Source organism: Pseudomonas sp. Irchel s3h17, from assembly GCF_900187505.1.
In the GTDB taxonomy this organism is placed as follows: Bacteria; Pseudomonadota; Gammaproteobacteria; order Pseudomonadales; family Pseudomonadaceae; genus Aquipseudomonas.
The window spans coordinates 46538-67483 of the sequence record NZ_FYDL01000021.1 but is presented as its reverse complement, the minus strand read 5'-3'; the positions used below and the strand labels follow the sequence as shown (position 1 = coordinate 67483).

Annotated in this window: 14 protein-coding genes and 7 pseudogenes; 5 read left to right on the top strand and 16 right to left on the bottom strand. The window is 60.1% G+C overall.

The annotated features are described in order from the left end of the window. Positions 1-128, top strand: a pseudogene (locus CKW25_RS23705) (transposase); the annotation flags it as partial. On the opposite strand, the pseudogene CKW25_RS27430 reads toward CKW25_RS23705, so the two are convergent. Continuing rightward, positions 93-302: pseudogene (locus CKW25_RS27430) on the bottom strand (hypothetical protein); the annotation flags it as partial. The pseudogenes CKW25_RS23705 and CKW25_RS27430 sit on opposite strands and share 36 nt — an antisense overlap. A 260-nt stretch (positions 303-562) precedes the next feature. Next, on the bottom strand, positions 563-1042 hold the full coding sequence (locus CKW25_RS23700) for a hypothetical protein (RefSeq protein WP_256578012.1): 480 nt from the start codon (positions 1040-1042) through the stop codon (positions 563-565). A 227-nt stretch (positions 1043-1269) separates the two neighbouring features. Here CKW25_RS23700 and CKW25_RS26495 point away from each other — a divergent pair. Next, positions 1270-1389 (top strand): annotated as a pseudogene (locus CKW25_RS26495) (transposase domain-containing protein); the annotation flags it as partial. Positions 1390-1433: 44 nt separating this feature from the next. Here CKW25_RS26495 and CKW25_RS23695 read toward each other — a convergent pair. The 12 genes and pseudogenes from CKW25_RS23695 to CKW25_RS23640 form a co-directional block, all read right to left on the bottom strand. After that, positions 1434-1625 (bottom strand): annotated as a pseudogene (locus CKW25_RS23695) (hypothetical protein); the annotation flags it as partial. Between the two features lie 162 nt (positions 1626-1787). After that, positions 1788-2591 (bottom strand): hypothetical protein, encoded by an 804-nt coding sequence (locus CKW25_RS23690; RefSeq protein WP_095083098.1) that lies wholly within the window; start codon positions 2589-2591, stop codon positions 1788-1790. 353 nt (positions 2592-2944) lie between these two features. Next, positions 2945-3788: pseudogene (locus CKW25_RS23685) on the bottom strand (IS5 family transposase). A gap of 67 nt (positions 3789-3855) precedes the next feature. Further along, positions 3856-4449, bottom strand: coding sequence for an SMI1/KNR4 family protein (locus CKW25_RS23680; RefSeq protein WP_143497464.1), 594 nt, complete (start codon positions 4447-4449; stop codon positions 3856-3858). After that, on the bottom strand, positions 4446-8672 hold the full coding sequence (locus CKW25_RS23675; protein WP_095083094.1) for an RHS repeat-associated core domain-containing protein: 4227 nt from the start codon (positions 8670-8672) through the stop codon (positions 4446-4448). The genes CKW25_RS23680 and CKW25_RS23675 overlap by 4 nt, the downstream gene beginning before the upstream one ends. 5 nt (positions 8673-8677) lie before the next feature. Continuing rightward, positions 8678-8890 (bottom strand): annotated as a pseudogene (locus CKW25_RS23670) (DcrB-related protein); the annotation flags it as partial. Further along, positions 8880-10748: pseudogene (locus tag CKW25_RS23665) on the bottom strand (PHP domain-containing protein); the annotation flags it as partial. The pseudogenes CKW25_RS23670 and CKW25_RS23665, both read right to left, overlap by 11 nt. Further along, positions 10724-12139, bottom strand: coding sequence for a DNA polymerase Y family protein (locus CKW25_RS23660; RefSeq protein WP_095083092.1), 1416 nt, complete (start codon positions 12137-12139; stop codon positions 10724-10726). The pseudogene CKW25_RS23665 and the gene CKW25_RS23660, both read right to left, overlap by 25 nt. 7 nt (positions 12140-12146) lie before the next feature. Continuing rightward, positions 12147-12764, bottom strand: a complete 618-nt coding sequence (imuA, locus tag CKW25_RS23655) for a translesion DNA synthesis-associated protein ImuA (protein WP_095083089.1) — start codon at positions 12762-12764, stop codon at positions 12147-12149. After that, positions 12764-13381 carry a transcriptional repressor LexA gene (gene lexA, locus CKW25_RS23650; RefSeq protein ID WP_095083086.1) on the bottom strand — a complete coding sequence of 206 codons (618 nt, stop codon included), beginning with the start codon at positions 13379-13381 and terminating at the stop codon, positions 12764-12766. The genes imuA and lexA overlap by 1 nt, the downstream gene beginning before the upstream one ends. A 163-nt stretch (positions 13382-13544) precedes the next feature. Further along, positions 13545-14519: a Gfo/Idh/MocA family protein gene (locus CKW25_RS23645; protein ID WP_095083084.1), complete on the bottom strand. Its 975-nt coding sequence runs from the start codon at positions 14517-14519 to the stop codon at positions 13545-13547. 29 nt (positions 14520-14548) lie between these two features. Next, the gene (locus CKW25_RS23640) at positions 14549-15436 is read right to left on the bottom strand and encodes a Dyp-type peroxidase (RefSeq protein ID WP_095083082.1); all 888 of its coding nucleotides are present in this window, start codon (positions 15434-15436) and stop codon (positions 14549-14551) included. Positions 15437-15859: 423 nt separating this feature from the next. On the opposite strand from CKW25_RS23640, the gene CKW25_RS23635 reads away from it, so the two are divergent. Beyond that, positions 15860-16525 (top strand): GNAT family N-acetyltransferase, encoded by a 666-nt coding sequence (locus tag CKW25_RS23635; RefSeq protein WP_095083081.1) that lies wholly within the window; start codon positions 15860-15862, stop codon positions 16523-16525. Between the two features lie 43 nt (positions 16526-16568). Here the strand turns inward: CKW25_RS23635 and CKW25_RS23630 are convergent, their stop codons facing one another. Beyond that, positions 16569-17609 carry an AraC family transcriptional regulator gene (locus tag CKW25_RS23630; RefSeq protein ID WP_095083079.1) on the bottom strand — a complete coding sequence of 347 codons (1041 nt, stop codon included), beginning with the start codon at positions 17607-17609 and terminating at the stop codon, positions 16569-16571. 320 nt (positions 17610-17929) lie between these two features. Here CKW25_RS23630 and CKW25_RS23625 point away from each other — a divergent pair, with 320 nt between their 5' ends. After that, positions 17930-18880 carry a transporter gene (locus CKW25_RS23625; RefSeq protein WP_095083077.1) on the top strand — a complete coding sequence of 317 codons (951 nt, stop codon included), beginning with the start codon at positions 17930-17932 and terminating at the stop codon, positions 18878-18880. A gap of 18 nt (positions 18881-18898) precedes the next feature. Here the strand turns inward: CKW25_RS23625 and CKW25_RS23620 are convergent, their stop codons facing one another. Continuing rightward, the gene (locus CKW25_RS23620; RefSeq protein WP_095083075.1) at positions 18899-19813 is read right to left on the bottom strand and encodes a LysR family transcriptional regulator; all 915 of its coding nucleotides are present in this window, start codon (positions 19811-19813) and stop codon (positions 18899-18901) included. 71 nt (positions 19814-19884) lie between these two features. On the opposite strand from CKW25_RS23620, the gene CKW25_RS23615 reads away from it, so the two are divergent. Then, positions 19885-20922 carry an AraC family transcriptional regulator ligand-binding domain-containing protein gene (locus CKW25_RS23615; RefSeq protein WP_095083073.1) on the top strand — a complete coding sequence of 346 codons (1038 nt, stop codon included), beginning with the start codon at positions 19885-19887 and terminating at the stop codon, positions 20920-20922. The last annotated feature ends 24 nt before the right edge of the window (positions 20923-20946 follow it).

Below are 20946 nucleotides of genomic sequence, written 5' to 3'. Positions count from 1 at the left end.
TGGCGATGTTGTTGACCACCAAGTATGTCGATGGCTTGCCGCTGCACCGTTTCGAAACGGTGCTGAGCCGGCATGGCATAGAAATACCGCGTCAGACCCTCGCCCGCTGGGTCATCCAATGCGGTGACCTGGCCCAGCGCGTCGGTGACGGCGATCAGGTGCTGGCGCTCGTCGAAGCGGTACGTGGTGGTTTTACCCGAGCAATCCTGGAAGCGTTCGACCTGGGCGTGGCTGTTCCACCACAGGTATTTGGATTTGTGGTTGGCGTCGATGATGGTGTGTGGCAGGTCGTCATCGCCGTGAGATAGGGGCGATAATCTGCGGAAAACTACGTTTACCGAGAGTGACCTACTGCCTTCGCCACCTTCTTATCCGCATCTACCTTAATCAATCTAATTGACCGCCTCACTATATACAATGCAATTAGCGACTAACTTTCAGAAAGCAATCCAAACACCAAAAATCAATCACCAACACTATTAAATTGCAGACCAACCACCACCGTGAAAAACTCAAGAAAACACTTGCCGCCGGTCAAAACACAAACTCACACCCATCAAACTCAAATAACAATCAACTTATTTTTACAAAAGCCAACAGGCCAATGACCTTTATAATAGAGACTCACTATTTTCGCCCATCTATCGCCTAGAGCATAATACTCTTCAGACACATATTGTCTAAAGGCAAAACACACACCACTTCTTGCCGCAAGGCTAAAATCGTGCGGAGCACATATAAATTTATTTTTATCAATACTTTTGGCAGCACCCATTACCGCCTTACTTACCTTCATTCGCATCGCAACAAGATCGGAAGGCGGATTTTTTAAGTTATAAAAAGGATCCGATTGGGTTGGGGACGTAGGCAGCCACTCAACATCATCATAATACCCCTCGAACTCAGACATCGACGGATCCACGAAAACCTCTCGGACACCCCCTATATATATCAAGGCGTTATCCTCAGTCTCGCCGACTCCCATCCTCGAGAAAAAATCACATTTTTCAATTTTTATAAGCTCTTCATCAATATCTATCATATTACAATCTCATATCAGTTATCGTGCCAGGCGGTAGAGCCTTTCTTCCTTGTTGAATTGTACTCCGAAGAACGCCGCCAGCCGCATGAGGACCAGGGATTCCTGGCAAAGAATGATTAGGTAGCGTGCCGTGTGTCGGCATCAAGTTCCACCACTTGTTCGCTCCACCACTTTCTAAAGGAATGATGTGATGGGGAGTTGCACCCGACGGCCATACTCTACCGGGTCTGGTCGAGACAGCGAAGGCTAACGGCCAAGAACCCTATACGTGGCTGCCGCAGGCTGAGTCGGTTGAGGACTTTGAAGCCTTGCTGCCATGGAACTGCACACCGCAAATACCAAGATAGCTATACGCCCCACCTTTAAAATGTGGGGTTCATGGATCGCATACGATGTAGTAGTAGATGTCCTCGTTTTCGACGTACATGCGCCGCATGCCGTCATGGATGATCACTGCCAGCTCATAGGCGTAGGTCGGGTCGTAGGGCACGCAGCAGGGGACGGTCGAAGACAGCACGTGGCTGTGGCCATCGTCGTGTTGCAGGCCTTCACCCATCAAGGTGGTCCTGCCTGAGGTTGCGCCGTATGCGATCCATGAACCCCACATTTTAAAAGGTGGGGTTCATGGATCGCATACCGACGTAGCGGCTGGCGACCTCCGCCGGCGACGAAGCCGCCCTGAACTTCAAGGCACAGGGCATGACCGCCTTCATGCCTGCCTGGGTGCCGGCCTTACCAACATAATTCACACTAGCCTCAAGCTTCTCAAACAGTCACCAAACCAATATTCTAGTGCACCTTCATTAACACCATACTCCCCTAACCAGAAGTCAACTGGATAACTCCAATCAGTTGATCGTGACTTCTTGGGAACGAGACCTATATTTTTGTACTCGTGTGTAAACCCTTTATGTTCAGGTGTTTCGAGAACACCAACATGCCCAAGCAAATCAAGCAACCCCCGAGACTCTTCCTGGGACATTTTTATACCTTTGATCGCCCTGATCTTTTTTTCCAGAATGAGAGGAGTATCATTTGCCTCAACCCCTCTTAAAACAGTTAGGACCGCCTGAAAAACCTTAACAGATTCAACCCTACTATCCGGAGCCTTATTACTCTCAGCAAGGAAAAAATATAATTGTTCCGGCGCACCACTATTAGTCGCCCCCCTCATAAAGCAAACGGCATTAACCAGAGTGAAATCTATTTTTTTTCTTTTAAAACCGCTACAAATATCGCACTGAACCCCATGCTTAGACTCAAATTTATGCTTGGGAAAATTTTGCATGATTGCATATGCAGAAAGGGCAGCTCTTTTTTGTGGCTCACCACTCTCTAACCCTGAAAGAAATGCCCTTACAATTTTATCTCTTGCAGCCAACGACATTTCACGATGAAGCCTATCCATAAGTTCATCATGTTCAATTTCCTCTATCGGAAAAATCATACCATTCTCACGCAGCACACTAATTGATTGAGCATCCTGCATCCTCTCAACAGATCCACTACGCAAAAAATCTTTCAAAGCCTTATTTAATTTTCCGCTCATAACAACAACCCTAACAAGTAGCTGATTTAATATTTTAAGATATACGGGTTTCGATTCCCGGAAGCGAGCTAACCTTATTCACACCTTTAGCCTCTAAATAGCTACCCGCAGCACTCATTCTGTCTGCGCCTGTAGTGGTTGAAAGTTTAGCATCAGAAATTCCGTGAATTTTGTTGCCTCGAACCTTTTCGCTACCACGTCCCAGCACTTGGTTCTCCCTAATTCCGGAGCTTTCCACACCTCGGGCAGTATCGTATGGCGTTCCTTTTGGTGTCACTTCAGTAATGCTATCGCCACGTCCTAGACGTGGACCATCTGTACCTAAAGTGGCTTCGTGCCGGCGCATAACATCACTAGGTTCTGTACGAAAAGTAATGTCGCAAACACCGTATGGTGCAAGCCAGTGAGACCATTGAGCCAAAGCTTTTCGCCAGCTTGTCGTAGCGTGTACCGATCCGTCGATTCTCTTTCAGCCAACCGAACATTCGCTCGATGATGTTTCGCTACTGGTACTTGGGCCTATCAAACAACCTGGGCAATCCGGGTTTTGGCTTACGCTTCATAGTTCGCAAAGGAATCACCGGTTGCATCCGATAGCGGTCGCAATAGCGCCGAAGATGTTCGGCGTCGTAGCCCTTATCCGGCACAGCGCTTGCGAGGGCGCCCCCGCTGTCCGGGTAATTGGACTTGATCCAGCAAGGGTTGGGCATGCGACATATCGCTGGCTTATCCTCCAGACAAGCTGAAACATAGGGGGATCCCATTCGCATCGCAGATGCATGTGAATCTTGGTGGTGAGGCCTCCGCGACTATGGCCCAGAGCATGATCTAGCGGTTCTTCAGGCCACCTTTTTTCCCGGCGCCAGAAGAGACTCGGGTTACGCGTACCGCTGTGGAGTCGATAATCCAGGTGTCCAGATCAGTCAACCCTTGCGCGTTAAGCCTGACATGCAAGCGTTTGAGCATCTGGTCAAACGCGCCTCGATTTCGCCAGTCGCGAAAGCGCTGATAAACCGTTGACCAAGGGCCGAATCGTTCAGGTATATCGCGCCAGGCGGCGCCTGAACACAGCACCCATAGAATGCCGTTTAGCATCAGTCGGTCATCGTTTCGTGGGCGTCCAGTTTTCTAATCCTGGGCGATTAGGTCCTTGATCATTTCCCAGGATGAGTCGCTGAGTTCGTATCGCATTGCCATCAGGGGCTCCGCCGTTGATGGCGGCGATTTTACACATCCAAGCATTTCAAGGGATTTCGTAAAAAACCTAGCTATCAAACCGAATTAGATGCCGATATCCAGCTACTACCCTCTCATATTTAACAGCTTTCACACCCTTTAAAATCTTCTCATTTTCCTTTTGGAGTTTTTCCTTAAGATCTGTCACCGAGCTGCTTAACCCCAACCCTTTCTTGATAGCCAGCACTTCTTGCGGAGTGGCTTTAGCTTTACCTATGGTTACAACATCTACTGACTCCGATAATACACCCTGCTCGACTAAGACATGTTCTACCAAAGCATCAATTGATTGAAATATTTCGGCATCATCTAAGAAAGGGTCTCCAGAACCAATCAGGTAAAACTTATCCACAACGGATTTATCAGTTAAAACCAGCCTACCTCCGGAATCATCACCCACTAAAATTTGCCCTGGGAAACTTCTAGCTATGTCATAAGTCTGATTGCGCTCAACTATTTCACCTGTCGAATAAATCAGCACCTGGTCATCAAGTAAGGCACCGTCATAGAGCGACCAAAATTTCGTTATCCAGATATTTTTCTCAACTCCCAGCATGCGGACAGCATTGTTGATGGAGTCCGCCGATGCAGGCGGATTTTTTTCTGTATAATTTAGAGTCATTCAAACGCCCCCAACGAATCAAAATACTTATATGATCTACTGGCTGCCTTTTTCGCAGCACTAGGATCAAGACCAGCATCAACTAGCTCTTTGTAGGCTACTCCGAACTCTTCCTTTATCGTCCCACCAAACCCAGAAAGTCGGCGCCTGGTTCGCTGAAGGGATGAGACAATAGCATGAGGCTCCCCCGATGAGCTTTTCAGAAGAATAGCAGGTGCGTCATTTCTCTTGTATCCAGCGACATTCCTTTTCGCCCATTCATCTTGGATAAAATGGTGCGACTGAACTAGCTTATCTTCAGAAATATTTTTATGACCTGACGCCCTGTTGACACCAGGGGACAAGTTACCGTGAGCATCAACATCACCGGCCTTATAGCCACCGGGGCGGTTGCAACTCCAACCCCAAGGATCAATCCATGCTGTCGTGTTTGGAGCGTAGCCGTAGAGATTGTATCCACCAGACAACCCAATCGGATCCTGCGTAACAAACCGCCCCACCTCCGGATCGTAATACCGAAACGTATTGTAGTGCAGCCCCGTCTCATCGTCGAAATACTGCCCCTGAAACCGCAGGTGCTGCTCGACCTCGCTCACCTCAAGCTTTTCAACCGAACCCCACGCCTTGTACCTCGCCTGCCAGACAATACGCCCATCCGCGTCGGTCATCTCCAACGGCGTGCCAATCTGGTCGGTGTGGAAGTAGTAAAGCTGCTGCTCTTCGCCCTCCTTCTGATCGACCCGCGCCAGCGGCGCATAGCTACCCGGCTCGTAGACATACAACCTGCTCTGCCCCGGCGCTTCCTCGCGCAGCAGCCGCAAGCCTTGCCACAGGAAACGTTTGTGTTCGGTCTGGCCGTTGATCTCCGACTGTTTGGCAACCCGTCGTCCCAGGCTGTCGTATTGATAACTGCCTGTTCTTTCCAGCTTGCCATCAACCCGCGTTTCAGCCCTGACCAGGCGGTTTTCGCCGTCATAGCTGAAGGTCTGCTGTTTGTGCAAACCACTGCTTTTTTCGATCAGGTTGCCCCAGGCGTCGTAGCGGTACTCCTGGTCCCGCCACTGCCTGATCCGGTTGTCTTTGATCTGGTCAAACTGACTGGTGTTGAAGTTCAACCGGTTCGCCGCCGCGTCGTAGCGGAATTCTTCGCTGTCCACTAACTTGCCGGTATCACGGCTGTGCAACTGGCCGTTAGCGTCGTATGCGTACTTGATCTCGCCGCGTAGCTTGTCGAGGGTGCGCACCAGCTCGCCGGCCGGCTCGTACTGGTAACGGCGGTGGATCGGGTTATAGGCGTGCTCCACCAGCAGCGAGGTGTTGATGCCGGGGTTGTGCACCTGCGACAGCTTGTCGGCGGGCAAGGTCGAGGCGAACTGCCAACTCTTGCGGCCCATGGCGTCGTAGCCGAAGCAACTGGTGAGCTGGCCCTGGGAGCGGTAGACCTCGCGGTGCAGGTCGTCGCGTTCCATGTCGCTGATCAGCCGGCCGTCGAGGTTGAGTTGGTGCAGGTGGCCGCTGCCGTAGTACAGGTGATTGAGGTGTTGGCCGGTGGGTAGCGTCAGCGTGGTCAGGTTGCTTAGCGGGTCGTATTCGTAGGCCAATGCGCCTTGGGGTGTGGTCTCCTTGATCAGGCGGCCCAACAGGTCGTAGGCAAATTCGAGTTGTTCTTCAGAAACGCCGAGTTTCTTGCCATTGCTGGTCGGGATTCGCTCGATGGACAGTAGACGATCGCCCTCGTCATAAGCGTAGTCCTGGCGAGCATCATCGTTGAGCTTGGCCAACAGACGGCCAATCGGGTCGCGTTCGAATTCGGTGTGGCGTTGTGGTCGTTCGGCGCGTTCGCCGTAGCCGGTTTCGTCGACACGCGTCAGGTGCCCGCCCAGGTTGTAGCTGAACTGGCGGGTCAGTTGGTCGATGCGTTTTTCTTCGATCAAGCGGTCCGACGCGTCGTAGGCAAACTGGTACGCCGCGTTGTTTTCGTTGACCAGCGCGGTCAGGCGAATGGCCTTGTCGTACTCGTAACGAATGCGCTGGCCCTTGGCGTCCTGGCGGCTGCTCGGCAGGCCCCTTGCGGTGCGCAGCAGGCGCGTGGTCTGGCCTTTGCCGTCGGTGTGCGTCAGGACCTGACCGAGGGCGTTGTAGGTGAACGACTCGGCGCTGCCGTCCGGGTGCTGGATGCGCAGCACTTCGCCGTCGGGTTTGCGTTCCAGTGTGGTGACCTGGCCCAGCGCGTCGGTGACGGCGATCAGGTGCTGGCGCTCGTCGAAGCGGTAGGTGGTGGTTTTACCCGAGCAATCCTGGAAGCGTTCGACCTGTGCCAGGGTGTTCCACCACAGGTATTTGGATTTGTGGCTGGCGTCGATGATGGTGTGTGGCAGGCCGTCGTCGCTGTTGAGGTATTCGGTTTTGTTGCCGAGGGCGTCGACCTCGGCGATGAGGTTGCCCTTGGCGTCGTAGCGGGCTTTCCAGATGCTGCCGTCGGGGTAGTCCACCTGGGTCACCAGGGTGGTCAGGTGGTGATGCCGGTACTTGATCTTGCGCCCCAGCGGGTCGGTTTCTTCGACCAGCCGCGAGTACTCGTCGTACTTGAGCTCAAGCCGGTTGCCGTCGGGCAGCGTCAGGCCGGTCATGTTGCCGCTGTCGTCGAGGGCGATGCGGTAGCGCTCGCCACCGAAGTCGCGGCTTGAGGTGACGCGATGATCGCCGTTGTAGTGAAGCTCGGCTTCGCGCCCGAGCACGTCGGTGACCCAGGTGGTGCGGGCCTTGACGTCGTAACGGAAATGAAAGTGCTCGCCATCGCTGGTCCAGTGCTCAACCACCCGGGGCTGGCCGTCAATGCTGTCCCAGCGGTAATGGCAGCTCAGGCCCAGGGCGTTGCTGTGACTGGCCATCACGCCGTCGCTGTAGCTGAAGCGCCGTATCGAATCACCGTTGCGGTTGATCACTTCAACCAGCTGACCGTTATCGTCGTAGCGGTACTGCACCAGTGTTTCTACCGCCTGGTGGTCGACGATGCGTTTGACGTCGGTCAACCGCCCCAGCGGGTTGTCGTAATGCAGGTGGACACGCACCCCACCGGTGGCGCTGATGTCGGTCAGCGTGCCTTCGGCCGTGCGGGTGAAGTGCAGGAAATGGCCGAGGGCGTTTTCCAGGCGCTGCAACGGTACAGGGACGTTGTCGTCCGGCACTTCGCCGAAATAGAAGAACAGGTTGTCGAGGGTTTGCAGGAGGTAGTGACCACCTTCGGTGCAGACCAGGTAGACCTGTTCGTGAGGGTTGTAGACGCGTTCGCCTGGTTGCAGGTCCACGAACGGCACACTGCGTCCCTGGTTGTCGGTGAGGTAGACGAAGCGACCGCTGCGCCGCAGGCTTTGCTCCCAAGGCAATACCCAACCCTTGCCGAGCACACTGTCGACGCTCAGGTCGCTGGCATAAAAGCGTGACCATTGGATGGGCATCAGGCCAGGCAGGCTGAAGTCGGTTTCGTCGGTGATGACCTTGCGGCCGGCGGTGGTGTCGACGGGGTTGCCCACCAGGCCGCCCACCGCACGCTCGATGGCCGGCCCCACGACGTAGCGGCTGGCGACCTCGCCGGCGACGAAGCCGGCCGTGAACTTCAAGGCACAGGGCATGACTGCCTTCATGCCTGCCTGGGTGCCGGCCTTGAGCAATTGGGCGATGCCGCCCGCCGCGCCCGCAACCGCCATGAGGATGTCGACGGTGGTCCGCAGCCAGCCAGGAATCTCGTCGTCGACCGGCAGGTAGCGATGAGTACCGCCCCCAATGAACACATTCCCCGAGCCACTGGAGATGGTTGCCCCACAGGTGAGTTTGTCACCCTTGCGCGCGGCCGCCGTGCCGTTGATGAAGACGTTGGTCGAGCCCTCTGCGACTTGCACCGGCCCGGGATGTTTGTCGCAGGCACCGATACTTTTTTCAACATGGGCCGCCTTGCGGCTGTTGATGAACACATTGCTCGACGCAATGACGAGGGTCCCGGAAGGCGAGGAGAACTTGCTGCCTATCGCCTCCCCGGCGGCGGTGAGCACGCTACCTCCGATGCCCGCCAGAAGACCTGCCAGCAATGCCACGCCGAAACCACAGGTGAACGTCGCGATTGCAACGGTGGCAATCAGCGCAATACCGAGCGCGGCGCCAATCAGGAACCCACCCAGGGCACTGGTATGCGAGATCTCGTCTCCAAACCTGGCAGCTTCGAACATGATCGTTACTCCTGTGCGCTGGAGTCGGTCGTGGTCGTACCCGATTGGCGAGGCTGAAAGCTGGCCAGCAGGTCCATCCAGTTCTGGTTCTGTTCAGGACTGAAGTCGGCCTGGGCCGTGGTGGAGAAAATGATCGCGCGGCCTGGCTCGATCAAAAACGCCGCCTGGCGCTGATAGAACGGCCGACCGTCGGTCATGTAGTACGCATCGATCTGAATACGGATGGACCATCCCGCCCTGGATCGGGCCGGGCCGGACGATGGCCACCTCGATCACCAGGTCATAGAAGGTGCGGGGCTTGAGCCGGGGCAGCATCGACATCTGCGCCCGGGACTCGATCTGGAAGACCCCGATGGTGTCGGCACGGCTGATCATCTCGTAGGTGCGCCGGTCTTCGGACGGGATGCTGGCCAGGCTCAATTCCAGCCCGCGATGGTGACGCAGCAGATCGAAGCAACGACGGATGGCACTGAGCATGCCCAGGGCCAGAATGTCGACCTTGAGCAGGCCGACCATGTCCAGGTCGTCCTTGTCCCACTGGATGATCGTGCGCTCGGCCATGGCGGCGTTTTCCACCGGCACCAGGCTGTCCAGCGGCTGCTCGGAAATCACGAAGCCGCCCGGATGCTGGGACAGGTGCCGGGGGAAGCCAATCAGCTGCCGGGTCAGGCTCAACACCCGGCGCAGCACCGGGCTGTCGGGATCGAAGCCCCCTTCGCGCAGGCGCTCCAGGGGCGGCGCGTCGTCGCTCCAATGGCCGCAGCAATCGGCCAGGGCGTTGACCTGGTCCGGCGGCAAACCGAGGGCCTTGGCCACATCGCGTATGGCGCCGGCACCGTGGTAGGTGCTGACCACCGCGGTCAGCGCCGCCCGGCGCCGGCCATAGCGCTGGAACACGTACTGCAAGACTTCTTCGCGGCGTTCGTGCTCGAAATCCACGTCGATGTCCGGCGGCTCGTTGCGCTCCCTGGAAAGAAAACGTTCGAACAGCATGTTCATCCGGCTCGGATCGATTTCGGTGATCCCCAGGGCGTAACACACCGCCGAGTTGGCCGCCGAACCACGCCCCTGGCACAGGATGCGTTGGCGACGGGCGAAGCTGACAATGTCCTCGACGGTGAGGAAATAGCTCTCGTAGCCGAGGTCGGCGATCAGTTCCAGCTCCTTGTCGACCAGCGCCCGCACCGCGCGGTCCGGCCCTTGCGGCCAACGCCGGCACAGGCCCTGCTCGGTCAGCCGGCGCAGCCAGGTCGTCGGGGTCTGCCCTTGCGGTACCAGTTCCCGGGGATATTGATAGCGCAACTGGCCGAGATCAAAGGTGCAACGCCGGGCAATGACCAGAGTCTGCTCCAGCAGCGCGGAGGGATACAGCGCGCCGAGCGCCTCCAGGCTGCGCAGGTGCCGCTCGCCATTGGGATGCAGGCGCTGCCCGGCTTCGGCCACCGGCACATGCAGGCGAATCGCCGTCATGGTGTCCTGCAGCGCCCGGCGCCCCCGGCTGTGCATGTGCACGTCGCCACTGGCCACGGCCGGAATCCGCAAGCGGGCCGCCAGGGCCTGCAAACCCGCCAGGCGCCGGGCGTCGTTCTGCCCGCAATGCAACTCGACCGCCAGCCACAGCCGCTCGCCGAACCGTTGCTGCAGCCAGGCGCCCTGTTCCGGCTCATCGAGCGTATCCGGCACCCACAACGCCAGCAGCCCGGGCATGGGCCTGTCGAAGTCTTCGCGCAGCACCCGGTACTGGCCTTTTTCGCTGCGCCGCCGCGCCTCGGTGATCAGCCGGCACAGGGCCTGATAGCCCTCGAGGTTTTCCACCAGCAGCACCAGTTTCGGGCCATTTTCGACACGTATTTCACTGCCGATGATCAGTGGCAACGACTGCGCCCTGGCCGCTTGCCAGGCGCGAACAATGCCGGCCAGGGTGCACTCGTCGGTAATCGCCAGGGCCTGGTAACCCTGCTGCCTGGCCCGCTCGAACAACTCGCGGGCGCTCGAGGCGCCGCGCTGGAAACTGAAATTCGACAGGCAGTGCAACTCGGCATAGTCGAACATCATGCAAACCAGCCTTGCAGCCACAGCGGCCCGGCTTCGCCCACCGTACGATACGCCCAGGCCTGCTGGCCGGAACGGGTTTCGATCAGGTAGTAATCGCGGCGCACGTCGGCGCCATCCCACCAGCCGGACTCGATGCGCTCCGGTCCCATGAGGATGCGCGCCGCGCCTTCCTGCACCGGCAATGGCTCGGCCAGCAACCAACCGGGACGCTGCACATCAGGCAGCACCGGGGTGGCCTGAGGCTGCGCCATCGGCTGCCAGGCGCACTCCGGGCGGTGATCGGCCGCAAACCCCAGGCCCTGCACCGCCTCGTCCCCCAACCTGGCACGCAGGCGTTCGCGCAGTTGCTCCCAGGGCAAGGATTGCTGCAGGCGCTCATCGAACAGCTCGCGGCGCTGGGGGACGAAGCCTGGCAGGTCCTGCGCCGACAAACGAAAAGCGCGCACCGGGGCCTCGACCTGCACCTGCTCCAGGCGCCCGCGGGCCAGTTCAAACAGCATCGCCGGATCTCGTTCGGCGCTCAGCAGCCCGACCTTGACCAGGGTGTCCGGCAGGCCGGCGTGCTCCAGATGCAGGTCAAAGCGCTGCACACCGCTGTCCCGGCCACACAGGAACGCCGCAAGGTCGCCGGTCAGGCGGCGCAGCGGGAACAGCAGGGCCTGATGGGAGTGCACATCGAAATTCAGCTCGATGCGCACATCGAAACGGTCCGGCGGCAAGTAAAACGCCAGGGCCAGCGGCCGCTCGCCCAGCAAGGTGTCCAGGTGCTTGAGTACCTGGGCCTCGAAGCGCCGGGCCAGGGTCTGGCGTGGCAGCGCCTGGACCTGGCTCAAGGTGCGCAGGCCCATGCGCGACAGTGCGGTGGCGACCGTTGGCGCAAGGCCGATGCGCTCGACCGGCATCTGCCCGAGCAGGGGCCGCAGGGTTGCCAGGTCCGGCACCGCCAGGCCGTCGTAGGCATTGGCCAGGATCCGTGCGGCCAGCGGATTGGGGGCCGCCACCAGGCGATGACGAAACCCCAGCGCCGTGAGCTCCGCACGCAACCGCGCCTCGAACTGCGGCCAGGGTCCGAACAGGCCCAGGCTCGACTCGATTTCGAACAGCACGGCGCGCGGGAAATGCACGCTGACCTGGGAACTGAAGCGGTAGGCCCAGGCCGCGAGAAACTGCTGCCAGTGTTCGACCTCGGCCAGGTCATAGTCCACGCTGGCAAAGGCCTTGCTCAGCGCCTGGGCGGCGGTCATCGACTGGCCCGGGCGCAACCCCAGCGCCCGCGCCGACTCATTGACCGCCTGCAACACGCGGCGCTGGGCCGGACCGCTCAGCAGCGCCAGCGGTGCGTCAGGGTCGCTGCGCTGACGCAATACCGCGTCCAGCGCCAGTTGCGGGAACAGGATACAGACCCAGCGCATGCCAACCTCACTGCCCCGTGGCAAAGGCAATCGGCGCGGTACGGGCCAGCCCGCCCCGGCACTTGAGCACCCTTAACTGCGCAGGGCGCGAATCGATGGCAATGCGCAGGGCGGCCGGCGAAGGATTGAGCGCGTCCTTGAGCGAGCGGTAGGCGAATGCCAGACTCTGCCCGGTTTCGGCGGCCACCTGCAAACGGCGCAAGGCGCGGTCATCGGCCTGTTTCGGCCAGCACAGCACCGCGGCGCAACTGCCCGAGCGCAAGCATTGCTCCGCCGCCCACAGCGCCTCGCGGTCACTGGCCCGGATGATCGACAACTGCCGCAGGTCCACCCCGGCACTCAGCCACGCCTGGGGATACGGCACATACGGCGGCGCCACCAGCACCACCCGCTCACCGGCAGTGGTCAGCCGCGCCAGGGCCGGCCAGACCAGTTGCAACTCACCGACGCCCTGCCCGGCAATGAGGATTTCGCTCAGCGCCGCTTCCGGCCAGCCCCCCGTGGGCAATGCCGCATCCAGGGCCGCATGCCCGGTAGGTTGCGGACTGCCACTGGGGGCCGCCGGCCGGCCTTTCCAGACCTGGCCGCGATTGAACAGCGTGTCCAGCGCAACCACGGCGCCCATCACCCTTGCCTCACCAAGCCGCAGAACACCCCTTCAATCGCCAGGTCCTGGTCGGCGTTGACCACGATGGGGCTGTAGGCCGGATTGCGCGGCAGCAAGCGCACATGGTCCCCGGCCCGCTCAAAACGCTTGATGGTGACCTCGCCTTCCAGGCGTGCGACGACGATCTGGCCGTTCTGTACGTCGACACTGCGGCGCACGCCCACCAGGTCACCGTCGAGGATGCCATCGCCGATCATCGAGTCACCCTGAACCCGCAAGAGGTAGTCGGGTGTGCGCGAGAACATCGACGGATCCAGCCAGAGGCGGCTGTGCACCTCGGCGTCGACGCCCATCGGCGCGCCAGCGGCCACCCGTCCGAGGACCGGGATGTCCAGCAACTCGGGACGGCGGGGTTGATTGAGCAGGCGAATACCCCGGGCCTGATGCGGGTTGACCTCGATAAAGCCGGCCTCGGTCAGCGCCAGCACATGTTTGCGCGCCACGCTGCGCGAGGCAAAGCCAAAGGCCTCGCTGATTTCAGCGAGACTCGGAGGCTGGCCCTGTTGCGCGATACGGTCGCTAATGAAGGTCAGGATGGCGGCACGGCGGGGAGTTAAAGTGGTCATGGAGTACATTTGTACTCCTGTCGGATTTTTCTGACAAGGCCTTGCTCGCGATGAACGCAAGAGCGGCGCGTTTATCCGACAAAATGGAGGGGCGCACTCACCCCGGTGGTAGACCCACAAGGGATGGATGCTGCGTGAGTCTGTGTGTGCCGCCTGGACAGGCGGCGCCGGGTCAGAGGCTGTCGCGCTTGAGGATGCAGTCCATCACCCAGTCGGTTTTCAACGCCTGGTCCGCGGTCGCTGGGTGCTGCGATTGGCCGCGAATGTGTGCATTCATGCCGAGCACGTGATGCCACTGGATGTGTTCGTGGTGGGCAATGTGCAGGCTCTGGGGGTGTTCACCGTGCAATTGCACCGGGTGCTCATCAAACACCGAGAAGCTGATGCGACCCAGGCTGCCGATCAGCTCGACACGGTCTTCACGACGATCGGCGACGAAGTTCCAGCAACCCATGCCGGTGGCGCCCGAAGCAAAGCGCCAGCTGGCGGTCACGGCATCCTCGGCGGCGTACAACCCGGCCTGCCGCGCAGTAAACCCGGCGACCTCGACAATGTCGCCCAGCAGGTACTGGAACAGGTCGAGGCCGTGGCTGGCCAGGTCGACAAAATAACCGCCACCGGCAATCCGCGGGTCGGTGCGCCAGTTGGCGCTGCCGTCCCGATCCGCTGGCGAAGGCACCTTGGTCAGGGTCCAGGTCAGGTGCCGGACCTCGCCAATGCGTCCGTCCTGCAACCATTGACGCACCTGCTGAAAACGCGGCAACGAACGCCGGTAGTAGGACACGAACAGGTGCAGGCCCGCGTCGGCAAAGGCCTGTTGCATCGCCTGGCTTTGCCGGAGGTGCAACGCCATGGGCTTTTCGACACAGCAATGCTTGCCGGCCGCCGCCACCATGAGGCTGTAGGCGTGGTGGCTGTCAGGGGGCGTGGCGATATACACCGCGTCCACCTCGGGGTCGGCAATCAGTGCCCGGGCGTCGGTGTACACCCGCTCGATGCCATGGCGCGCGGCATAATCGCGGACCGCGTCATGCCGGCGCCCCATCACCGCCACCAGTGCCGACCCCGGCGCCTTGTAGAACGCCGGGCCACTCTTGCGCTCGGCGACGCTGCCGCAGCCGATCATTGCCCAGCGCACCACGCTCATCCGCCTCTCCCTGCCCCGGTGCCCGGCGCTTAACCGATGTTCAGGGTGCGCAGGTCCAGATGCCCGTCCTTGAGCGGCGGGCACCAGTAGTAGCCACCGGTGATCGGCCGGCTGATGCGGTACAGGGCGTCCGTGATGCCGTCTTCCAGGCCGCTCATGCGGCGCAGCTGGGCTTCGAAAGCATTGAAGGAGTGACCGAAGGCCAGGAACATCAGGCCCGCGCGATCACCTTCGATCCACGGCATCGAACGGCGCACGATGAAGGCCTCGGGACTGAAGCTTTCCTGCGCGGTGCGTTTGACGTGGGCACAAACCGGCGCGTCGTCGAGCTCTTCGTTGTCGCTCTTGCGACGGCCCATGATGTTGTCCTGCTCATGGGACGCCAGCCCATGGAAACCGCTCAGGTCATGCTGCCACTGCTGGATCGCGGCAAAGCTGCCACCGACCATGCCGTCGTCGCCCTCGGCCACCAGCGCGGCGGCAACGGCCGCTTCGTCATGGGGGTTTTCAGTGCCGTCTTCGTATCCGGTCAGGTCGTGGCCGTCCATGTGGCGGAAGGTTTCGTTCATCTGCACCAGGCGCAGCGCCGGAGCCAGCGCCGCTTCGAACGCGTGGCTGCGATTGAGCAGCTCGCCACGGTCTTCACCGTGCAACCAGAGCCACAGCGCGTGCTGGGTCGAAGGGTTATCAACGCCCACACCGATCATCGCCGGAAATGGCCGTAGCCCTGCCACTTTCGCCCCCAGGGCATTGACCAGCGACTTGCCAAAACCGACCACCGCCGACTTGCCGTCCACCTGTTGCATCAGTTTCTCGAGTACCGCCGGCAGAGCCTCGGCGGATTCGAGTGCAAAAAACAGATGACGTGCCTGAGACGGAACAGGGGTGGCAAGAATGCCCGGCTGGTAGTAAGTCATGAGAACTCCTCTGGAAAGCTGCGCAGTTTACCCGGCACACCCGGGTTTGTGTCGGTTGAACGGTATAACAGCGGTGCACGGGCGAACTGTGCTGTTGCCGGACTCTGCCCCTGGAAAACCGCCGTGCAGGGTTTTACCAGCGCGGCGCCCACGTGCGCACCGAGTCGATGAGCGGTGGTGCTCTTCGAAAAAATAAATTTCATCGGTCCCGGTGAAATGAATCACTTATGGCTCAACAAGATAGCTGCCGGTTGTTAGCCATTGGCCGCTACCGATGGGCGACCGGGGTCGTTTTCCGCCGCTGGCGCGGGTCGCCGGATCAATTCCTTTGCTAACATCCTGTGACAACACACAAGGAGGTGGCAGTTGGTTATCACCGCCTTCCCTTTATCGACATCCGCATCCTCTCGGGAGGGCATGGGCATGGTCGTGCAGGAACTGCTCCAGAAAAGCCAGACGAAAATTCGCCAGAACGGCTTGTTCAACACCCTGCTCCAGGTGCTGTTGAAACTGATCAACACCTTCACCCTGTTCAAGATCCTGCGTGGCTTGACCCTGCAAAAAGTCGACCCCAGGTTCCTCGACTACCCGCCACACTTCACGCCGATGTTTCTCAGCGAACAGCTGCTCCGCCACTACGCCCTCGATCCCGTGAACGAGCTGCCCGGCCCCTTCATCGATCAAGCCATGGCCAGGGGCGACCAGTGCTTTGGCATCTTCGATGGGGAGAAACTGGCCTCCTACGGCTGGTACTCGCGACAACCTACGCCTATCGACCCACCGGAACTGCTCCTGCATTTCAGCTCGTCCTTCGTCTACATGTACAAGGGCTTTACCCATCACGATTATCGAGGCCAGCGCCTGCACGCGATCGGCATGAACCTTGCCCTCAAGCACTACCTGGAGCAAGGGTATCAAGGGCTGGTCTCGTACGTTGAGTCAGGCAACTTCGACTCGTTGAAGTCCTGCTACCGCCTGGGCTACCTGAACATTGGCTCGATCTATCTGTTCCGGTTGTTCGGCCGCTACCGAAGCGTCGCCAGCCGGGACTGTGAACCCTACCAACTGGGTTTGAAGCCCCTCGCCTGAACCCTTGGTTCGTCAACCCCGGCGCCCTTCGAGGTGCCGGGGATCACTCGTTGCAATGGCTCTCGCCCCGATACGCACTCGGGCTCTGCCCGGTCCAGCGCCGGAAGGCTCGGCGAAAGCTGCGCACGTCGCTGTAACCGACTTCCTCGGTAATACGCTCGATGGACATCTCGGGGTTGGCCAGCAGGCTCATGGTCCGCGCCTGGCGCACTTGCTCGAGCAGGACTTCAAAGGTCAGGGCGTGCTCGGTCAGACGACGGCGCAAGGTACGGCCGCTCATGTTCAGGTCGCCGGCAATTTTCTCGAGATGGCTGCCCTGGGCCAGGTCGCGTGCAATGGCCCGCTCCACGGCCTGGATCAGGTCGATTTTCTGATGAACCTGGGCGCCTTCCAGCTCCAGCAGCGTGACCGCCTGGCGCAACGCCAGCGAGTGGTGATTGGGCAACCGCACATCGAGCCAGCGGGCCTCCAGCACCAGGCGGTTGTGCAGGCAGCCAAAGCGTACGTCAGGTCCCACCAGGCGGTGATACTCGGCCACGTACTCGGGGGCCGCGTGCATGAACTCCACCCGTACACAGTCGAAATCGCCGCCGACCAATGCACGGCCGTACACCAGCAGGCTGGCAAAAAATTCTTCGACGGCAAACCGCTGCACATCGGCAAACGGCAGGCGACATTCCGCGTCGACAAACACCTGGCCGGCCACCTCCCGGACACTGGACACCACAATCCCGCCCGAGGTGTGCTGATGACGCATGCCCAGTTCGAACGCATCGCGCAGGGTCTTGCACAACGACAGCACATGCCCCAGCAACCCCAGGGTACCCAACACATTCTGGCTGCCCACCCAGAGCCCAAGGCCCTGATTGGGAATCACCCTGAGCGCGCGCTGGATCATCGCCACGGCCTGACGATAGGAAATGCGCTGCGCGGGATCCTGCAGGTCATCGAGGCTGAAACCCAGGCCACGGCACAGGCTCTGGGGGTCGATCCCTTTTTCCCCCGCCACCTCGGCCAGGGTCTGCAGCAGAAAAGGTGAAACCAGCGCCAGTTCGTAGTGGGGATCGATGACTTTGATTGGCATGGACGACAGGTTCCGGATCAGGTTCAGTTCTTATTTTTGTAACCGATTATGTCGCAGAACGTTAACACGCCTGGGCGCGTCACTGCCAACCCGGCGCGCATGGCATCGATCGCGGCATCCCGCGCCTTGCCTCGCCCACGTTGGCCCAGCAACGCGGCTCGCCACCAAACGTCAACAGACCCTAGGACACAGGCTGGCCGCAGAAGTCCGCTCTGTGTCCGCCAATACCCTGCCCTGCCGGGGGCTGACAGCTTATTTCTAGGGTCCGGCCCGCGTGATGGCCGGCGGCGCGTCCGCTAACAATAATAACGAGCAGAAAAATGAATCCGACCCGTGCGTTCTCTCCCCTGCGACTGGCTGCAAGCGTTGCCCTGCTGTCGAGTGTGTGCGTATCGGTACACGCCACAGAATCGGGGGTCGACAACATCGGCCCTGGCACCGATGGCTTCTTCATGTTGCCGCTGGACGTCAACAACCTTCCGGACCACATGGTCGCGTTCAACCTCTACTACAACTTCTACAAGGCCACCGAGCTGAACATCAGCTCGCTGGGCGGCAAGGTCCCGGACGTCGAAATCAAGTCCGAGGCGGTCGTTCCACGCCTGGACTACCTCAGCCCGCTGCGCATTGCCGGCGGTCGCCTGGGCTTCTACGCGGCGCGACCCTGGATCAAGCAGCAGGTGTCGGCCTTTGGCCTGGAAGATGACCGCGAAAGCATGGGCGACACCACCGTGGCACCGATCATTCTGTGGGACATGGGGAAAAACCTGACACTGGGCGCCGCGCTGGAGATCACCATTCCCACCGGCGAGTACGACGCCACTCGCCTGGCCAACACCAGCAACAATTTCTACACCTACAAGCCGCTGTTTTCCTTCACCTGGCTACCGACGGAAAAAACCGAGCTGTCAGTCAAGACCACCTACAGCTTCAACCAGGAAAACCACGACACTGACTACCGTTCCGGGCAGATTTTCCACTTCGACTACTCCGCCAGCTACGAGGTGACCGACAACCTGAACCTCGGTTTGAACGGCTACTACCTCAAGCAAACCACCGACGACAAACAGTACGGCCACACCGTGCAGTTCAATGGCCAGGACGTGGACGACGGCGTGCGTGGCGAGGTGTTCGCCATCGGTCCTGCGATGTTCGTAACCTTCCTCAAGTACGCCAGCGCCGAGTTGCGCTGGGCCAAGGAATTCGACGTGGAGAACCGCCCCGAAGGCCAGATGCTCTGGGCCAAGGTCACGATCCCGTACGCCTTCTGAGCACCCGCCAGGGCCGCGTCAGGCGCGCCGCGCCACGGCCAGGGGGGCCCGTGGTTCGCCCAACGCCTGAAGCAGGCAATGCATCGCCTCTTCACGGCTGCGCTCGAAGCGATAGCGCGACTCGATGTACAGCGCCAGTTGCAACTGGACCGGCTCGTCCAGCGGCAGCGGCGCCTGCTGCATGCCCAGCGCGCAGGCGACCCGGCTCGGCAGGCTCAGGCCAAACGGCTGGCGGTCGGCGATCATCTTCGCGGCCAGGGTACTTTGGGTGCTCACGGCAATCGTGCGGCGCAGGCTCTTCAACCCCAGGTGCAGGTCCACCGGGCTCAACCCATCGCGGCGGCTTGAAACCTGGATCTGCGGTTGCGCCAGATAGGCTTGCAGGGTGCGCGGCGGCTCCTTGAGCGCATCGCCATACGCGAACACATAGTGATCGGCCGGCAAGACCTGCTTGTGCAAGCCGGCCAACCCCGCCAGCGGTTGATCCAGGTCGATCAGGATGTCCAGCTTTCCCGAGGCCAGCTCCTGCAAGGCATCGCGCCGCCGAGGCTGGAAGTAACGCACTTGCCAATCGGCATGGGGCGCCAGGAGCAAGGCATCGAGCAGCACCGGTTGCAGGCAGTCCAGGCAACTGATGCGCAGCAACGGCGTGCTCTGGCGCGCGGCGGGAATCATTTTCAAACCGTCACGCAGGCTCTCCAGGGCATTACGCACGTAGTCGGCCAGGCGGTGCGCCACCAGGGTCGGGGTAACGCCCAGGCGACTCTTGATGAACAACGGATCGCCACACAGGTCACGCAGCCGACGCAGCGCGTTGCTCATCGCCGGTTGCGACAGGCACATGACTTCGGCGGCGCGGGTGACACTGCGTTGCTGGTAGATGGCATCGAAGGCGAGCAGCAGGTTGAGGTCGAGCTGGCGTAAATCAAGCATGGTCTTGCTCCGGCAAATCGCTTAACGTCGGGCAGCCTAACCAGTGAACCGGAACATGCTGTGAGCCCTAAATGACAAAAAGCGATCAGCCGACACCCAACGCGTTCTACGCCCCCAGCCTGCTGCCGGCCATTGAAGAACTGCTGGCCCGCGGGATTGCGCGCGAACAGATCGAGGCGTTGTTTCACCGCAGCCTGTTTGAATTGCGCACCCCGTTCATGCGCGTTCCGCTGTTTCTCTCTCGACGTTTCTGGGCCTTTGCCCAGGCCAGTACCGATGATCCGCTGGTGGGTCTGGCGGCGGGCCGGCGCTTCGTGTCCACCTCGACCAATGGCTTGACCTACCTGTTTGATGTCGCCGCGTCGCTGGAAAGTGCCTGTGCCTATTTCGTCAGGTTCTTCCCGTTCTTCAACGGGCATTTCCAGGCGCGGATCGTGCGCGGCGAAGGCTCGGTGCAGTTGCACCTGCGCGACTGCGGCAGCCTGCGCGCCACCGCACCGTTGACCGACTACATCCTGGTCAGCGTGTGCAGCATGTTGCGGCGCAAGCTGCTCGCCAGCGGCCTGGGGGCAGACCCGATTCTCGCTGTCGACCTGCCCCACCCTGCCCCGGCCACTACGCAACCCCATGAACAGGCCTTTCGCGTCCCCGTGCGTTGGTGCCAGGCCAACCCGGTGATTCACCTTGAGCCTGGGTTGTTCGCGCAGCCGCTGACACCGGGCAACCATCAGTTGGAGGACACCCTGGTCGAGTTGCTGGAACATACCCGGCGCAACAGCGAGTCGACGTTGCTGGAGTTGGTCAGCGACCACTTGATCGGCGATCTGCCAGGCGCCCACTGGCAGGATTTCTGTACGTCCCAGCACCTGCTCGAACGCACCGCCGCCCGCCGCCTGAAGGCCCTGGGCTGGAGTTTTTCCGAGTTGCTCGACGAATACCGGCGTTACCGCGCCGAAGACCTGCTGCTGCAACCCGCCGTTGAACTGGTGCAGATTTCCGACCAGCTCGGTTACAGCGATGTGCAGAGTTTCAATCGCGCCTGCCTGCGCTGGTTCGACTGTGCGCCAGGGCATTACCGTTCACGGCACACCCCCCGTAGCATTATGTGATGGCAGTCATTCAATACCGGTCGT

What these genes read in the sequence shown, in the direction of transcription:
- CKW25_RS23620 (WP_095083075.1), bottom strand. Translation starts at nt 19,813, where the DNA reads ATGCTTGATTTACGCCAGCTCGACCTCAACCTGCTGCTCGCCTTCGAT.
- CKW25_RS23615 (WP_095083073.1), top strand. Translation starts at nt 19,885, where the DNA reads ATGACAAAAAGCGATCAGCCGACACCCAACGCGTTCTACGCCCCCAGC.
- CKW25_RS23660 (WP_095083092.1), bottom strand. Translation starts at nt 12,139, where the DNA reads ATGCGCTGGGTCTGTATCCTGTTCCCGCAACTGGCGCTGGACGCGGTA.
- CKW25_RS23630 (WP_095083079.1), bottom strand. Translation starts at nt 17,609, where the DNA reads ATGCCAATCAAAGTCATCGATCCCCACTACGAACTGGCGCTGGTTTCA.
- lexA (WP_095083086.1), bottom strand. Translation starts at nt 13,381, where the DNA reads ATGTACTCCATGACCACTTTAACTCCCCGCCGTGCCGCCATCCTGACC.
- CKW25_RS23640 (WP_095083082.1), bottom strand. Translation starts at nt 15,436, where the DNA reads ATGACTTACTACCAGCCGGGCATTCTTGCCACCCCTGTTCCGTCTCAG.
- CKW25_RS23675 (WP_095083094.1), bottom strand. Translation starts at nt 8,672, where the DNA reads ATGTTCGAAGCTGCCAGGTTTGGAGACGAGATCTCGCATACCAGTGCC.
- CKW25_RS23635 (WP_095083081.1), top strand. Translation starts at nt 15,860, where the DNA reads ATGGTCGTGCAGGAACTGCTCCAGAAAAGCCAGACGAAAATTCGCCAG.
- CKW25_RS23625 (WP_095083077.1), top strand. Translation starts at nt 17,930, where the DNA reads ATGAATCCGACCCGTGCGTTCTCTCCCCTGCGACTGGCTGCAAGCGTT.
- imuA (WP_095083089.1), bottom strand. Translation starts at nt 12,764, where the DNA reads ATGGGCGCCGTGGTTGCGCTGGACACGCTGTTCAATCGCGGCCAGGTC.
- CKW25_RS23700 (WP_256578012.1), bottom strand. Translation starts at nt 1,042, where the DNA reads ATGATAGATATTGATGAAGAGCTTATAAAAATTGAAAAATGTGATTTT.
- CKW25_RS23690 (WP_095083098.1), bottom strand. Translation starts at nt 2,591, where the DNA reads ATGAGCGGAAAATTAAATAAGGCTTTGAAAGATTTTTTGCGTAGTGGA.
- CKW25_RS23645 (WP_095083084.1), bottom strand. Translation starts at nt 14,519, where the DNA reads ATGAGCGTGGTGCGCTGGGCAATGATCGGCTGCGGCAGCGTCGCCGAG.
- CKW25_RS23680 (WP_143497464.1), bottom strand. Translation starts at nt 4,449, where the DNA reads ATGACTCTAAATTATACAGAAAAAAATCCGCCTGCATCGGCGGACTCC.